Origin of the sequence: Pseudomonas sp. Irchel s3f19 (assembly GCF_900187555.1) — a bacterium.
Classification (GTDB): Bacteria; Pseudomonadota; Gammaproteobacteria; order Pseudomonadales; family Pseudomonadaceae; genus Aquipseudomonas; species Aquipseudomonas capeferrum.
The window spans coordinates 98249-114245 of record NZ_FYDW01000014.1 but is presented as its reverse complement, the minus strand read 5'-3'; the positions used below and the strand labels follow the sequence as shown (position 1 = coordinate 114245).

Below are 15997 nucleotides of genomic sequence, written 5' to 3'. Positions count from 1 at the left end.
CGCTTCATATATTTCCAGTATGGTCTATTGTTTCATACCATGTACGTTTATTGCCGGTAGAAGGATCCCATTCTCTAACTAATCTGGCACCTTTCATTTCGCCTGGATTTCGAGACGGTTTAATTTCGTCATAAAAACGGTAACGGCCATTCTGTAATTCTCTTACGCCGCCAGAACCATATTTTTCATGCTGAGTATAATAATCTTTAAGCTTCTGGTAGTCCGCTGCGTTGTGAGCACTGTCATCGTTGTGAGCACTATCATCTTTCCCAGGCGAACATTTAGTAAGACCCAGCGGGTCGATCCAGTTCAGCGGATTCGGTGCGTACTGGTAAAGGTTTAATCCGCCGTTTAGCCCTATCGGATCAATTTGAATGAAACAACCTATGTCAGGATCGTAATATCTAAATGTGTTGTAGTGTAGCTCCGTCTCTTGGTCGAGATACTGTCCTTGGTGCCGTAAGTTCTGCTCACGCTCTTGCCGTTGAGTACGCCACTCATCCCGTGTGGTGCCCCAGCCGTGATAATTGCTGCACCAGAGTGTATGACCCTGTTGATCCGTCAACTGTTCGGGCAGTCCGGCCAGATTGGTGTGGAAATACTGTATGTCTTCCTGACCCGGTTTCCCGTCTATCCGTGCCAGCGGATCATAGCTGTTCGGGCTCGTATAGACATACAGGCTGGGCAGCCCGCTCTGAACTTCCTGCAGCAAGCGCAATCCCTGCCAGTGAAACAGCGTCCGGTATATCGGCTCGGCTTCGCCTGGCTTGTAGATCGCCTTGCTGATCCGTCGTCCCAGCGGGTCGTAGCCGAACACAATGCGCTCTATCTCACCATACCGCTCCTGCTCTACGCACACCAGCCTCCGTTCGGCGTCATACTCGAAGCGCTGAACCCGATGGCTACCGATTCGCTTCTCGCACAAGCGGCCAAAGCGGTCGTAGCGGTAGCGCTTGTCCTGGTAAACCAGTACACGGTTGTGCTTGATGAATCCATTGAGCTTGGGCCCGTCAAACAGATTACCGGCCTTGTCGTACTTGAAATCCTCTACCTGTGAAGCCTGCCAATCGGGACGGTAGTGCTGGACGGTTTGAAGTTGTTCGTTGGGATCGTAGCCATATCGATTGCTGCCCGAATAGCTTCTGCCTGTGTGGGGCAGGCTGTGGAATCGGCCAATTATTTTTTCGAGGTCGGCATGTTCATCGTTTGCAGCGCTGGACATGCCTTTGCGCTGGGTCTGAGTCAGCACTTCGGCGATGAGGTTGTCGCCTGCGTCATATCGATAGGTCTTGTCCAATAGTGGTAGGACTTCAGCGGCGGCATCTCGATAGTGGATTGCCTTGCCACTCAAGCGCCCGCTTTTGTCATAGCGTGTGCGTGTGATCAGGTTGCCTTGGGTGCGCATGACTTCGTCATGCACGGCATCACGCTCAAAGTCGCTGATGACCCGGCCGTCCAGGTTGATCTGGTGCAGGTGCCCACTGCCGTAGTAGAGGTAATTGAGATTGCGTTGATCGGGGAGGGTGAGCGTCTGCAGGTTGCCCAACTCGTCGTAGCGGTACTGCAACAGCCCGGCGCTGTTAGTTTCGCTCAACAGTTGCCCTGCGGGGTCGTAGGTGTATTCAAGCTGCTGTTTTTCACCCTGATTATTGGTGAAGGTGATGGACAACAGATTGTCGGCGGTGTCGTAGCTGTAGTCGGTGATGCCATCCTCGGTGCGCTTGCTCAGCAGGCGGCCGACTGCATCGCGTTCGAAATCTTGGCGAATCGGCGTTGTCCGCGTTGCTGGGGCGTTCTCGGACAATGGTGCTTGTTCATGGGGAGAGGGTACGTGAGTAAGGCTGGTGACCCCATCCAACACGTCGTATTCATAAATGCGACCACTGCCATCCAGGTCTTCCTGCGCAATCAGGCGGTCAAGCTTGTCCCAGCCAAAGCGATATGATTCGTCGTTTTCGTTGGTGAGGTGTAGCAGTCGGCCATAGGCGTCATAGCGAAATCTGACGCTATGACCCATGGCGTCCAGGCGCTCGACCATGCGCCCACTGAGGTCGTAGCGAAATTGCAGGTTTTTTTGCGCAGGGTCGATGTAGCGCGTCAACTGGCCAGCAGTATCGACTTCGTAGCGGTCAATACGACCATCGGGCCTTTCGCTTTCTATCAGGTAGCCACGAGCGTCATATCGGAAGCGGGTGTGCTCACCGCGCGCGTTAATGCTTTCGCTCAAGCGACCCTGCAAGTCGTAGTGGTAAAGCGTCTGGTTGTTGCTGCAGTCGCGATAGCTGAGCAACTGGCCACGGGTGTTCCAACTTAGGTGCTTGGCTTTTTCGAGGGCATCGGTGACGCGGGTAACGCGACCTTCCGGGTTGTATTGATAGTGGGTGCTGCGGCCCAGTGGATCCTGCTCCCATAACAGATTGCCATGAGCATCGTATCCGTAGCGTCGGGTACGCCCGGCTCCGTCGGTGACCTGAACGGGTAGCGCCCAGTGGCGCAGATAGCTGATGCGTTCGCTTCGCCCAAGGGGATCGCGCGTTTCGATCAGACGGCCGATATCGTCATAGCTGTATTGCCACTCGCCGCCCTGTGGATCAGTTCGTTTGATCAACTGCCCAGCGATGATCTCTGCTTGCCAGCAGTTCCCCAGTGCGTCGACATGCTTGTAAACGTCGTACAGTGGGCCCCAGAGATAACGGTCCGTGCGTCCCAGTCCGTCTGTTACGAGGGTTTCGCCTTCTTCGAGGTTGTACTTGAACCTGTATTCCTCACCATCGCTACCCCAGTGGCGAACGACCCGCCATTCGTGGTCAGGTTGTGGCTCAAGCAAAGGTGGCAGGCGATAGGGTGTGCCATCTGCTCTTACAGGCAAAGGGCGTTTTTCAGGAATGGTGTAGCACTCCCACTCGTACTCGCGAACGGCGCCGCTAGCCAATTGGTGGCGCTTCAGATAGCCCTCTTCGGTATAGCTGAAGCGGCGCACCACCTGACCTGTCGCATCCTGGACTTCCTGCAGCTGCCCTCTGTCGGTATAGCTGTAGCTGACCAGTAGCTCGTTCCGCTCGATAGCGGGGGCACCGTTGTTCGACAGGAAGATCCGCGAGACCTTGGATACACGATTTGTATGCGCAGCCTCATAGTGAAGCTGGACAACCGTTTGGCCGTACTTGTCATAGAGCGCTTGCAGGCGACCTTGTTTGTCGTAAAGCACATCAACGTAGTTGAGATTGCGGTCGCCCAGCCTGATGAGTCTTGAACGGCTGGGCTGGTGAGGGTCGATATCAAAGACTTTGTAGCGCCCCTCGTAAATGTCCTCGACAACTGTTTGGCCATCCTCCAGCTGGAAGAAAGCCAAGCCATCCAGGACACTGACAAAGGCATCGCCGGCCTTCATGCGGCCTAGTTCCAGCCGATTACCTTCATCATCGATGTAGACCAACAGCTCGCCACCCTCAGGATGGGGGACTCGGACAAGTTCCACCTCATAAGGAACGCTCCAGCCCTTGCCAAACAAGCCGCCATTGCGAGTGTCCCTGCTATCGTAGCGGCGAGCCCATTCGATACTGAGCAGGCCAGGGAGGCTGAAGTCAGTGTCTTCGGGACCGCCCTGGAATTTGCTGCCCGTGGCTACAGCAACAGGGTTGCCAGCCTTGCAGCCTTTAATACGCCCAAATCGTCGTGAAATGATTATGCCTGCGATGATCCCCGTAAACATCGCAATCTTGCTCTTGCCATTGCGAATATCCCGTACCGTTGCTGTGCCGCCACCAATGCGCACATTCGGTGAGACATTTTCGTTTACATCGATCTTGGCATCACAGGTGGTTTTGTCACCCGAGCGCGCTGCAGGTTGACTGTCGATGAAGACCTTGTCCGACCCTTGTGCAATATAGGTTTCGGGCATGGGCGGGTGGCGACTGCAGGAGATCTGATCCTTGCTTCTGTCTTGCGCGCCAGCGTCCTTTCGGGTGGTGACGGGTGGATAGAAGATATCGCGGATCGCCATGCCTAAACCCACAAACGGGACTAGGTACGGCACCGCTGCCATGGCCATGGAACCCACGTTCTCAAGAATTGTGGGTTCGACCTGCTCGGCATCGGCCGCTCCTCCGCCAGGTGGCCCAGTGATTCCAGCAGCCCGCGCAGCGGGCTTACTGTTGATCAATACCTTATCTGATCCGCTCTCGATCTTTCCGAAGGGCGTGGGTCCTTGCACGCTGTTACCTAGATCGTCGCAAAAACTGGAGATGGCATCGCCGATAGATTGGTTGTCATCAACGGAGAGAGTGCTCAACGCACCGATCGCCGCCCCTGCGACGATACCGATGACGATGCCTCCTGTGCCGGCAGTGGCGACAGTGCCCAACACAGCCAGGCTTATTGCGGCAGCGGCTGCTGCGGTAGCGGCAGCATAGATGACCGCCTCGGCGACCGCACTGACCACTTCGGCAAGCAGGGAGGGATGAAGTATTTCGTCGCCCATGCGGGCGGCGTGAACGATCTGCGCCATGGGGTGTTAGCTCCAAGCGATGGGTTAGATGTCGTTTGCGCAGGCGAGGGCCTTAGTTGAATCGAAGCTTTTGCTTTATTGCGCGCCAGTGCTCAATGTCATCGGTGCTCAGTGGGCCTGGCTTGCTGTAATTCAGCACTAACAGGCGGTGCTGACCTGGGATCAGGCAGGCTACTTGGAGCTGGAACTGAGTCTTGTCACCCACCATTAATTCAATGGCCATCTCGCGAGCTTCAATCGGGTGTTCATCAGTACCCAAATGCGCGATCTTTGCAGGCGTGATGGCTATTGCCTTGGACTTTTCACGCAGTATTCGTAGCTGGTCGTCGATGGCCTCGTCCAACGTTTTGTCATTGGCGACAGGGCTGCGGGCCATCACCAATGTGGTGTCTCGGGCACGAAAGCGCAGGATGTTGAGCGTCAGGTCTTCAGGTGCTTCCTCGCCTAGATTGAGGATCAGGTCGTGAGTCAGGTATTCCGTCATTGTGGGAGTCCTTTCAGGAGGTCTTTACGTACGGGCAAGTGCAAGCAGCTACTTGAAGTGCCCATCCACATCGGCTTTCAGTGCACTGCTATCGCGTCCATCCGCTGTGGCACCTGCCACTCCCCCGTCAGGGTTGAGGTCGAGCTTCGCTGCGGGCGTGTTGATCTGTCCGGTCTGTTGCCCGGTGAGGTTGAAGGTCTCGCAGGTGATATTGAGCGTGCCGTTGGCCTGCATCTCGATCAGTGTCTTGCCGCACTTGAGGCGCAGGGTGTTGCCTGCTTCGATCTCGTAGTCGCCGGCGATGAGGTCGTTTTTGCCGCCGCCGACTTTCAAGGTGTCATTGGCTTTCACCACGCGCAGGCGATTGCGGCCGATGGCAATGGACTCGTCCTGGCCAATGCTCTGGGTCCGATCAACACCGACGGTGAGAGACTGGTTGTTGTTGACCTGGGTGTTCTGGTCCTTCTGGGCGTGGACGAACACTTCTTCCTTGCCCAGCTCATCCTCGAAACGCAACTCGTTGAAGCCATCACCCTTGTGGGTCTGGCTCTTGATGGTCATCCGGGTCTTGTGGTCGGGCAGGTCGTAGGGCGGCAGTTGGTCACCGCAGTAGGTACGGCCGGTGATCATCGGCTGATCGGGGTCACCGCTGACGTACTGGATGATCACGTCCTGGCCGATCCGCGGGATGGCCATCGCGCCCCAGCTGCCGCCGGCCCAGGCTTGTGAAACCCTCACCCAGCAAGAGCTGAACTCGTTGTTCTGGCTTTCACGGTCCCAGGGAAAGCTGACCTTGACCCGGCCCCACTCATCGCAATAGATCTCTTCTCCCTTCGGACCGACCACGGTTGCCATGTGCGGGCCGTCAACGCGTGGTTTTGCCAATGGGGCAGGGCGCCATTCGGCCCGGCCGGGCACCAGCACGGCAGTTTGCTCGTAGCGCGTGCTTACATCTGCGCCGGCGGCTTCTTCCTGCAGGCTGGTGAACTGTTTGCCTTTGTGGGTAACCGTGTTCACCCGCCAATGCGCGTTGAGGTCATCACGTGGGTGGCCTGCCAGAGTGAAGCTCAGGCCTGGTTGCAGGCGAACATCGTCACCTTGGACCTCGGCAATACGGACATCATGGCGGAGCGCGGTGATACGGTTTTCGGTGAACGGCTTGCCGACCGCATCGCGTTTGTAACGGCCGGGATAGTCGAAACGCTCGTACTCTTTGGACTGATGCTCCAGAAAGGGGCCGGCGGCTCTGTGCTCTTGGCGGTAGGCCGGGTTGGTAAAGGTGTAGTCGCGTTGAACCTGGCGAGCGGTACGCACCTGCTCGCTGTAGCGCAAGCGGCGAAGGCAGGGTTTGGCTTGATCGCCACCGCTGTTGGCTTGGTAGAGCACGCTATTTGGGTCTACAGGCTCGTCGCCATCAAAGAAGCCCTCGTCTTCCTCCTCGCCCTTGATGGTCCCATGGCTGATCAGCCCGAATGATTGCAGCCGATCGGTAATGATCAGCTTGTGCAGCTTTTCACTGTGCGCAAAGCGGTAGACGAAGCCTTCTTCAGCAGCCAGGCGGGCGATGAACGCCAGGTCCGTCTCACCGGCCTGGACGCAGAACTCGCGGACCTGATGGTCCATGCTGGCGCGCAGTTCGTACTGGTTGATGCCTTGTCGCTTGAGCATCAGCTCAAGAATCTGCGGCACGGTCTTCTGCTGGAAGATGCGCCAGTTCGAGCGCAGGCCGGCACGGGCCAGCTGTGGCTCGACCAGCGCGTGGTAGTAGGTGCGGTAGAAGCCACTTTCCGCCTGGCTGAAACGACTGACCAGACCGTGCACGTAACGCACTGGGCGTTCGCCATCCCAGATGGTGAACAGCACGGGCTTGTCGAGCAGATGACCGAAGTCGATATCATTTTCGAAGCTGATCAGTGTCAGCTCCAATTCGAAGGGCATGCTGATCCCCTCACGGAGTTCGAATGACACCACTTCGAATTCAGCTTGGCCAACCAGGGGTTGGAAGCTGTAACGCAAGTCAGATTGGCTAGGCATGAGAAGTCCTTGTCCGCCGTCTGAGGTGACACAAAGTCCGGGCAGGTAAACCCGCCCGGAGCATTCGCAACTGTCAGGCGGCTGGTGCGCGCCAGTCATCCGAGCCAGCGGTACCGGCTACACCGTGTTCCCACATGATCTTCCTGTAGGCCAGTGCCACCTCGATCAGCTGCGTATAGTTTTCGTTCTCCTTGTCTTGAGCGTGGGGCAGGACGGTATTGATGCTAACGATGGTTGCATCCTCAAGCTTTGTCGTGAAAAAGTGCTCTTGTTTGCCTTCCGTCGAGGTGCGGTACCAATTGACTTCGACGGTCGGCAGCATTTCGCCGTTGGCCAGCGCTTGATACATCAGCGGCGTGGCTTTGTTGAGCGAACTGGTGAACTTGAACGGCTTGTGTACGCGCTGACCGCTGGGTTGGCCGCTTTGTGGATCAGTAGGCGTAGTGACCTCATGATTGATTTCCTGCACAAGGATTTCATCTTCATGGCCTTGTTGGTAAACATTACCAACGGAGTCCGCAGTGAATGCGCCTGCGGTAATGTTGCCTTGTTTCTCTCCAGTGATCTTGATGTAAGCGGGTGTTGGCATGGCAGTCTCTCCTGCGTCCATGTGGATAAATCACGCGCACTCGGAGTGGCGTGGCCATCGGGAACGATGGGCTTGTCAACGAAGCAAATGCCTCGTCAATTCGTTGAATTCAATTGCATCGGTTGCCGGCTGTTTACTGCTGCAAAATGCCGTTGAGCGACTCCAGCACCTCGGTGGTAATCAGGTGCAGGCGGTAGCTGTAGATGCCGTAGGCCACCGCCATGGCGAGGGCGGAAATCACCAGCGGGCTCCACCACGGCCATTGCCGGGTCATGCGGAAATTGCGCGGGGCCACGTTGGTGTAGGGATCGCCGACCGATTCCGGCACGGGGCCGCGCAGTTCGCGAATGATCCCGTGAAGCTGGTGAATAAGCCCATTCAGTGACTCTTCGCCTTTCGGCGCGATGGCGTACTTGCCCTTCAAGCCCAGGCACAGCGCGAAGTACATGAACTCAAGCACGTCCGGGTAGCGTTCGGGCTCCTGCATCAGGCGCGAGAGCACGGTGAAGATCTTCTCCCCACCCCAGGTGTCGTCGTGGAAGATGCTGAGCAGCGGTTCCTGGCTCCAGCAGCTGGTCTGGCCCCAGGGTGTTTCCATGACCGCTTCATCGATGTACAGACACAAAGCGTATGAGTAGGCCAGCAGCTGCGTGTGCTCATAGCCGTGCTGACGCATCTCTTCCCTGATGTTCTCAACCTGATTGCGCACCTGTCGGTGCACGTCCCGGATGTTGGGTAGTTCATCCAAAGTGCGCAGACGCATGACCAAGCCGAACAAGGGGGCGGCAGCGTCCAGCATCAGGTTTGCGAAGCCGCCTCGCAGTTGGAAGTCTGGGTCGGCTGCGTAACCTGCATACACAGGATCTGGTTTGGGTTTTTGTTCGGAACCTTCAGCTTCTGCGGGTGAGTCGCCGGACAATGACTCCTCCAGCATCGTCTGCAGTTTTTTACTTTCAATCTGTGCAGCATCAGTGGGGTTGTTGTCTGTCACGTCATTCACTCCTGATTGCCCAGAACTGCAGCTCAAGCCCAGGGAATTCACCCGCAACATGGATACCGAAGCCATTGGAGGTCTTCATGCCTGCCCAGGTCGGGTCGCGACGGTCCAGCTCGAAGTAGATGAAGCCTGCATGGAAAGGCAGGTCCCGTGGTGCCACGGGCAGCGGCACCAGTGGAATACCCGGCAGTTGCAGCGGCACGACCTCGTTCAACGATTCCAGCGAAACGACTTTGGCCTTCTGCACGAACATCTGGCGCAACGTTTTCGGTGGCAGATTGGCGCGCACGGCCAGGATGAAATCGGCTTGGTCGATCAGGCGACGGTCTTCCAGTGTGGTCGTCATCACCCCGTACTCCAGCGTCTCCAGTGGCAGCGAAACGGCGCGGGGTTGCAGGACCGTGCTCAGTGCCCGGCGCAGGGTGTCTTCCAACGGCTTGAACGACGTGCGCAACGCTGTGTGGTGATAGGCAGGGTATTCCTGCGGCAGCCGGCTTTCGTCGGTAAACGTCACGAACTCGCCACAGGCTTGACTCATGCACAGATAAAGCTGCTCGGGGTGCGTTTGCCCCTGCCTGGCCAGGTGCTGGAAGCACGGCCACCAGCGGTTCATGGCTTGCAGCAGGTTGAAGTCGCGGATGTCCGCGATGCCGGATTGCCCTGAGGCGCCGATACGGGCTGCTAGGTTGCGTGCCCGTTCGCGCAGGGAGTTGGTGATCTCCTCCAGGAGGCGTTGCAGCGCCGGCACGGCATGCACCGAAACACTGGTGGGATAAAACCCTTCGTCCAGCTGCAAGCTGCCATCGGGGCGGCGCTCCAATATGCGTGCCATGGCCAGCCGTGTGTAAGCGCTGCTATCGTCAGCCTTGCGTTTGAGCTGCAGGTTGGCCACTGCCAAGTCAACCTGCACCAGGTCGCCGTCGGCGCTGTGAGTGTCCTTGATTTCCTCTGCGTGTGCGCGGTAACGGAAGTTGGCGGCATTGTCGGGCCAGCTCACCTCGCGGCCACCCTCGGTACGCAGCGGCAGGCACAGGAAAATCTCGCTGTCTTTGGCGCCGTCGTCCTCGATTTCCAGCGGTGGAGGGGGCGGCAGGTCAGCAGGAATATCAAACACCGTGCCGTCCGGCATGATGCCCCGCGCACGGGTGATGGCGATCTTGCCCAGGCTCAGGTACTCGTCATTCAACTGCAGTTCGCTGAAACCGTAAAAGGCGGCATTCAGGCTACCGAGGCGTTGGTGCAGGGCCGCTTCGCTGGCTCTGGCTGCTTGTTGGAAATGCTGCGGTTTGACGAACAGGCCTTCAGGCCACAAAACGGGATTACGTGAACTCATGAGCGCTCCGTGTCAGCGTGAGTAAGTGAGAAGGACTGGGTGCCATCAGTCTTCTTCCTTGAGCAGGACCTGCGTGTCGTTGAGCAACACCGACAGGATGATCTGGTGGCCGCGCGGCGGTATGCGCAGCACCTGGCTCCAGGTGGCGTTTTCCTGGTTGCGGTAGTCGGCGATCACCGCAACGAAGCGCGTTTCGGGCTCGATGGGCGCAAAGGGGATGAACTTGAACTGGCCAGGCCGCAGCAGGTAGTCGTCATCGCGGATGTAGGTGCTGCGCAGCGCCTTCGCCGGGTCCTTGTCCAGCAGTGCGTAGACGCTGTTGCGCAGCAGGGAGTCGTCGCGCAGCTGCAGGATCTTGATGGCCATGGGCGTAGCGACAGGCTCGCTGGCTACAGTGGTGGTATGGGGTAGGGTCAACACCACGGTCGGGTCTTCGTAGCGGCCGGGCGTACTTTCCTCCATGGGCGAACGCGCCAGCTCAGTGTCCTCGTCCACTGGCATTGCGACGGGCGACATTGCCGGGAACTGTTCCTGGAGGTATTCGAGCAGCGTCCCGACTTTCTCGGTCAAAGCGTAAGGGTCGCCAGCGCTTAAGCTGACGGCGTAGGGACTGGGTTCCAGAACGCCAGGCTGCTCAACTGGCACTTCGACGCTGTGAGGGTTGCCGTTGAGCGTCGGGCTGGCGTTGATGCTGAACGCGACTTGGGTGGGATGCTCTTTGGTCGCCCCGACGGGCACCGAGGGATCCTTGATCACTTGGCCGATTTTGCTCAGAGCAGTGCAGCCCGAGAGTCCGATCAGTGCCGTCAGTAGAACGACCACGAATGAATGACGCATCATGGGCGTTCTCCTGCAATCAGCTGTTCCAGCGGGTCTTCCTGGGCAGGTCCTGTCACTGTGTTCAGTGCCGCCAAGGGATCGTTGCCGATACCTGGCGCGAAGGCCGAGCAGATGTCTGCGACAACCTGCGTGGCGCTTGAAGTGGGTTGCCGGGCGTTGGCTGGAACCTCTACTAGCCAGTGATCAAGGGTTCGCTGTTCAGGACTGAACAGGTCCTCCAGAGAGCGTGCATCGGCCTGCGCAAGTTGAACCTGTAGTCGATAGGCGCCAACGCGCAGTTGGTCACCCTCCAGCAGTCGTCTGGGGGCGAGCGCTCCCAAGCTGTCGTGGCTGTCGTTCAGGTAGGTCCGCTGACAGCGGTCAATGACGCAGAAGCTGCCCTCGATCCAGCGAATCTCGCAGTGAATCGGTGCAACGGTCTGCTCCCGATCGTTGATCCGCCAAGTGGCGCTGGCGCTGCCGATGGTGCCGCCTGTGCAATCGAACTGGTGTCGCCCAGTGACGTTGTGTTGCAACTGATCAAGGTTGGTGATGCTCAAGGTCAATGTGCTCATGAGCGCCCCCGGAATCGCACGACAGGGCTGATCTGGCCGTGGCGATCATCGACAAAGCTGGTCCAGCCCAAGTAGGCGCCTTTGGTAGGGTGCAGGCAGAAGGGCGACAATGCGTTCTGCTTCAGGCGCAGTTCCAGGTCGTAGGCCAGACCATCACGCAATAGGAAGTCGATCAGAGCACGCAAGCGATTGAAGTTGATGCCGCTGGGCAACAGGTCACGCAACTGTTCCTGATCAAGCTCGCTGATCACGATGGTGAACTTGCTGCTGCGGGTTCGCGTGCGGCTACCGACCATGAACGAGCTGCCCAGTTCGCCGTTGCTGCGGCCAAGGCTCACCCGTTGCGTGGCCATGGTAGGGACGGAGCGTGTTTCGAACTCGCGGATGTGCACCTGCTTCAAGTCGAAACAGTGGGCAATGATGCCGGCGACCGTGCCCGGTGCACGGCTGCGGCTGGCGATGACCCCGGCGAAACTGAGCAGCCGGCTCCAGGGTAGCGGGGTGTCGCCGCGCAGCTGTTTGTCGTTCAAGCCGAGCAGGGCAAAAATGTACTGCGAGAAGCCATCGGTCGCGCCCGGCTGGAAGCGGATGTAATAGCGGTACTTGCGCCAGATGCGGTGCAACAGGCTCAGCAGGTAGTGGTTGAAGAAGTCGAAGAAGGCTGGCCGCACACCGATGCCGTGGGCATGCTCGTACGACACTTCTTCCAGGTAATAGGTTGGCAAGGGCGAGTCTGTGCCGTGCAGCCCCATGAACGTGGTGCACACGCGGTAGCGATCTTCTGCTCCAGGCATGCGTTCGGCCTTGTACACGTCGGACACGGGAAAGGTCAGCCGCGGGTCGCTGGCAAGCCGCACGCGCCGGCGTACGGTGGGGGCTGGCCAACGCGGTTCCAGGTCATCCCCGTGCAAGCCGTGCAGGCGTTCCAGCAACTGGAAGAAGTTGTACTGGTGCGCCTCGGCGAGCAGCTTGTCGGCTAGATCAGCGGTTGTTTGCCGGTCTGGATGGGCCATGTGTAGTGCTCGTTATTGGTGGTGTTGATCACTTCCAGCTGGTGGAAGGAGTTGATGCTGGCGTACAGGGCAAAAAAGTGTGCGAGCACGCAACCGAACAGGTACAGGTCGCCTTCGCAGAGGAATGCGCTTTGATCCAGCTTCAGCCGTGTGCGCAAGCCGCGAATGGGCTGGCCCTTGATCAGCCAATCCAGGGGTTCTGTTTGAACATCGCGGATGCCATCGAGGCGTTTGCGGGTGGTGCGGGTTTGCTGAATGTCATGCAGGGCAGCGAAGTCATAGGCGTTGATGACCGCTTTCAGCGGCTCGGCCGAGAGCAGCGACAGGTAGTTGAGCGACATGTTGGAAATCAGGGCCCACTGCAACTGGCCGTCCAGTACCGGCCGGTAGGGGCGGGTGGGAGGACAGAGGTTGGTGTAGGTGGCCAAGGGCGGCGTGACCTCGGAAGTCACATTGATGTCGTCGACGGTTAACGCCAGCGGCAGGTCGCGGTTAGTACAGGTCAGGTCGATGGACGCAGTTTCCAGCTCGCCGATGTAGGCATTGGCGTCGGCACGTACAAATGCGATGCGGTGCGTGACGCTATCGCCCCGCAATGAGTCTTCGATGCTGTAGCGGTAGTACAGCGCGGTGCGACCTTGCACATGCTCGATTTCATGGGCGAACGACTCGAACGGGCGGAAGGTTCGCAGGTGCTGGCCGGTGCTGCCGTCGGTCGTGGTGCGGGTGCTGATGACCTGATCGACACTGAAGATTTCATAGGCGTGCGGCTGCTCGCCTCGGGGCATAAGCTCGACCTGGGCGTGCCGGCTGGACAGGTCGATAGGCTCTGCGCTGTGGCTGAACAGGTTTACCGCAGGGGTGCAGAACAGGCTGAAGTCGGTGCTGCCGACACGCAGTGAATCAGGTAACTGGCGGGTGAAGTGAAATTCGAGGACGACCTGCTGAGTCGCCTGGTCGGGCCAGACCTTCTCCAGCCCGGTTACGTTGAAGAAGTGGAAACGCTCGGGAAATATGAAGTACTCCTGCAGAATTCGGTAGCCGTCGAAGACGTTCTGTGGGTAAGGCAGCAGCGCTTCGTCTGGATTGAAGCCGGGGAAGACGATGCTGTCGGCCGGCAGCCGGCGGACCTCGCCATTGACTGTCACTGCTACATGCTTGAGGTATTGAGCGATCCACAGGTACAGCGTGCGGGCAGTCTGGATATCACCGCTCAGATGAAACTCAAGGCTCGCGCAGCCCAGGGTGTTCAATGGGCGCTCGACCAAGGTTCGCAAGTCGAGCCGAACCACCGAACTGTCCAGTGTCTGGGTTGCACCCACCGCGTCGATCTCGAATGGATGGATGTCCACCGCCGTGCAGGTGCGAAACTCGCAGGGCACTCCGTCCACGGGTTTGGAAAAGAGCCGTGAACCCCGTGGGATACGATGCGACTGGCTGAGCGACTGCTTGCGCGGCGTAAACTGAATGATCGTGGCGCTTGGCAGAGGCCGCAGGTAATTGGGCCAGAGTAGCTGCAGCATCGGGTGCGTCAGCTCCGGCAGATCGTCTTCCAGCTTGAGCCGCAGTTTGGCCGTGAGGAACGCAAAGGCTTCCATCAGGCGTTCGACATCCGGGTCGCTGCCACCCTTGCCGAGCAGCCGGGCAAGCTGTGGGTTGTCCTGCGCGAAGTCGTTCCCCAATTCATGCAGGTAACGCAACTCTTCGCTGAATCGATCCTTGAGTGACATGGTTCACCTCACGCGGGTGTGGCGGGTGTGGCCGTTGACCAGCAGCTCCAGCTGCAGCTGCTCCGTGTGGTTGTTGACCTGCACGAGGCAGTCCAGCCTGAAATGCAGTTCCAGCGGGGCATGACAATCGGGCATGGCCTTGAGCGTTCGCACGTGCACACGCGGCTCAAAGCGCTGAAGGGTGCGGCGGATGTCTGCGCCCACTTGCTTCAGGAGGTCGCCACTGCTGACGTCGTGCCCGTTGAAGTCACGCAGGCCCAGCTCAGGGCTGCTTTGTGAGCAACCCTGGCGAGCGTTGAGCAACGTTTCCAGGTGGCACTTGATGGCGGCGAACTTCTGGGAAGCGTTCTCCTGCAGGGAGGGTTCGCGGCTAACTGACTGATCCACCTTCAAACGGCTGAAAAGACCACTCATTGCGTGTCGAGCCGCCCGACCAGGGAGATCTCGAAGTTGGCACCCATGTATTTGAAGTGTGGGCGCACGGCGAGTGAAACCTGGTACCAACCCGGGTCACCGGCAACGTCCGAGACTTCAACCCTGGCCGCACGCAGCGGGCGGCGGCTGCGAACATCGGCGGAAGGGTTTTCCTGGTCGGCGACGTATTGCTTGATCCATTTGTTGAGCTCGGATTCAAGGTCCCGCCGTTCCTTCCAGCTGCCGATCTGTTCGCGCTGCAGCACCTTGATGTAATGGGCAAGCCGGTTGACGATGAACAGGTAGGGCAACTGGGTGCCAAGCTTGTAGTTGGTCTGGGCCTGCAAGCCCTCAGCGGTTTTCGGAAAGTGCTTGGGTTTCTGCACCGAGTTGGCGGAGAAGAACGCCGCGTTATCGCTGTCTTTGCGCATGGTCAGGGCGATGAAGCCTTCTTCAGCCAGCTCGAATTCCTTGCGATCGGAGATCAGCACTTCGGTCGGGATCTTGGCCTGCAACTGGCCCAGGGATTCGTACAAATGAACCGGCAGGTCTTCGACGGCGCCACCCGACTGCGGGCCGATGATATTCGGGCACCAGCGGTAGCGGGCAAAGCTGTCGTTGATGCAACTGGCCAACAGGAACGCGGAACTGCCCCAGAGATAATTGTCATGCCGGCCGTCGATGTTCTCGTCGTAGCTGAAGCTGCTGATCGGCTGGTCCTGATGGTGGTAGACGGAGCGAAGCATGAACCGCGGCCCGGTCAGGGCCACGTGACGGGCGTCCTCGCTTTCACGGAAAGCCCGCCACTTGGCATGCCGAGGCCCTGCAAAAATGTCTTTGATTTCCTTGAGATTGGGCAGCTCTTCGAAACTGCTCAAGTTAAAGAATTCGGGGGACGGCGCTGCGAGAAAGGGCGCATGCGCCATGGCGCCCACCGAGGCCATGTAGCTCAGCAGTTTGATGTCCGGTGAGGACGGGCCGAAGTTATAGTCACTCACCATGGCCGCAACCGGTTCGCCACCGAATTGGCCGTAACCGGCGGTGTAAACGTGTTTGTACATGCCGCTGGATGTGATATCAGCCGCATGTTCGAAGTCATCGAGCAAATCGGCTTTGCTGACATGCAACACTTCGAGCTTGATGTTTTCGCGGAAGTCCGTGCGGTCGACCAGAAGTTTCAGCCCGCGCCATGAAGACTCAAGCTGCTGGAACGCGGGCTGATGCACGATGGCGTCCATCTGCTTGCTGAGCACCCGGTCCAGTTCCGCAATCATCTGGTCGACACGGTGCTTATTGATAAGTTGCTCTGGGTCATGGTTTTTGAGGATGTCGGCAATAAAGGCAGATACACCCTGCCGGGCGACCTGATAGCCTTCTTGCGCAGGCACCAATTTGGTTTGCGCCATGATCTGGTCAAGCAGCGTGGTTGGGCTCAACGTTTCGGCAGGGGTATCAACGGCGACGGTAGTGCTGTTTTGCTTTGGCATGGGTTCGCTCCGTTG

The 15997-nt window shown here is 58.4% G+C and carries 12 protein-coding genes; all 12 read right to left on the bottom strand.

The genetic code is table 11. The features are described 5' to 3' along the window. Positions 1-4: 4 nt before the first annotated feature. The 12 genes from CKW22_RS23590 to tssC all read right to left on the bottom strand — a co-directional run bounded on the left by CKW22_RS23590 (position 5) and on the right by tssC (position 15982). Positions 5-4507 carry an RHS repeat-associated core domain-containing protein gene (locus CKW22_RS23590; protein WP_256577331.1) on the bottom strand — a complete coding sequence of 1501 codons (4503 nt, stop codon included), beginning with the start codon at positions 4505-4507 and terminating at the stop codon, positions 5-7. 52 nt (positions 4508-4559) lie between these two features. Further along, positions 4560-4991, bottom strand: a complete 432-nt coding sequence (locus CKW22_RS23585) for a DcrB-related protein (RefSeq protein ID WP_033697184.1) — start codon at positions 4989-4991, stop codon at positions 4560-4562. Positions 4992-5039: 48 nt separating this feature from the next. Next, entirely contained in the window at positions 5040-7025 is a 1986-nt protein-coding gene (locus tag CKW22_RS23580; protein WP_033697186.1) for a type VI secretion system Vgr family protein, read from the bottom strand. A gap of 73 nt (positions 7026-7098) precedes the next feature. Then, positions 7099-7614 carry an Hcp family type VI secretion system effector gene (locus CKW22_RS23575; RefSeq protein ID WP_033697188.1) on the bottom strand — a complete coding sequence of 172 codons (516 nt, stop codon included), beginning with the start codon at positions 7612-7614 and terminating at the stop codon, positions 7099-7101. A 133-nt stretch (positions 7615-7747) separates the two neighbouring features. After that, the gene (gene icmH, locus CKW22_RS23570) at positions 7748-8605 is read right to left on the bottom strand and encodes a type IVB secretion system protein IcmH/DotU (RefSeq protein ID WP_033697191.1); all 858 of its coding nucleotides are present in this window, start codon (positions 8603-8605) and stop codon (positions 7748-7750) included. Between the two features lies 1 nt (position 8606). Next, a complete protein-coding gene (gene tssK / locus CKW22_RS23565; RefSeq protein ID WP_033697193.1) occupies positions 8607-9944 on the bottom strand; it encodes a type VI secretion system baseplate subunit TssK in 1338 nt (445 codons plus the stop codon). Between the two features lie 45 nt (positions 9945-9989). Continuing rightward, entirely contained in the window at positions 9990-10784 is a 795-nt protein-coding gene (tssJ, locus tag CKW22_RS23560) for a type VI secretion system lipoprotein TssJ (RefSeq protein WP_095065233.1), read from the bottom strand. After that, the gene (locus tag CKW22_RS23555) at positions 10781-11338 is read right to left on the bottom strand and encodes an FHA domain-containing protein (protein ID WP_033697196.1); all 558 of its coding nucleotides are present in this window, start codon (positions 11336-11338) and stop codon (positions 10781-10783) included. The genes tssJ and CKW22_RS23555 overlap by 4 nt, the downstream gene beginning before the upstream one ends. After that, positions 11335-12351 (bottom strand): type VI secretion system baseplate subunit TssG, encoded by a 1017-nt coding sequence (gene tssG, locus CKW22_RS23550; RefSeq protein ID WP_033697198.1) that lies wholly within the window; start codon positions 12349-12351, stop codon positions 11335-11337. Before tssG ends, CKW22_RS23555 begins: the two co-directional genes overlap by 4 nt. Continuing rightward, positions 12315-14081 carry a type VI secretion system baseplate subunit TssF gene (tssF, locus tag CKW22_RS23545; RefSeq protein ID WP_047583516.1) on the bottom strand — a complete coding sequence of 589 codons (1767 nt, stop codon included), beginning with the start codon at positions 14079-14081 and terminating at the stop codon, positions 12315-12317. The genes tssG and tssF overlap by 37 nt, the downstream gene beginning before the upstream one ends. 3 nt (positions 14082-14084) lie before the next feature. Further along, complete coding sequence (gene tssE, locus CKW22_RS23540) at positions 14085-14495, bottom strand: type VI secretion system baseplate subunit TssE (RefSeq protein ID WP_033697204.1); 411 nt, start codon at positions 14493-14495, stop codon at positions 14085-14087. Further along, positions 14492-15982 carry a type VI secretion system contractile sheath large subunit gene (gene tssC, locus CKW22_RS23535; protein WP_047583517.1) on the bottom strand — a complete coding sequence of 497 codons (1491 nt, stop codon included), beginning with the start codon at positions 15980-15982 and terminating at the stop codon, positions 14492-14494. The genes tssE and tssC overlap by 4 nt, the downstream gene beginning before the upstream one ends. Positions 15983-15997: the final 15 nt, after the last annotated feature.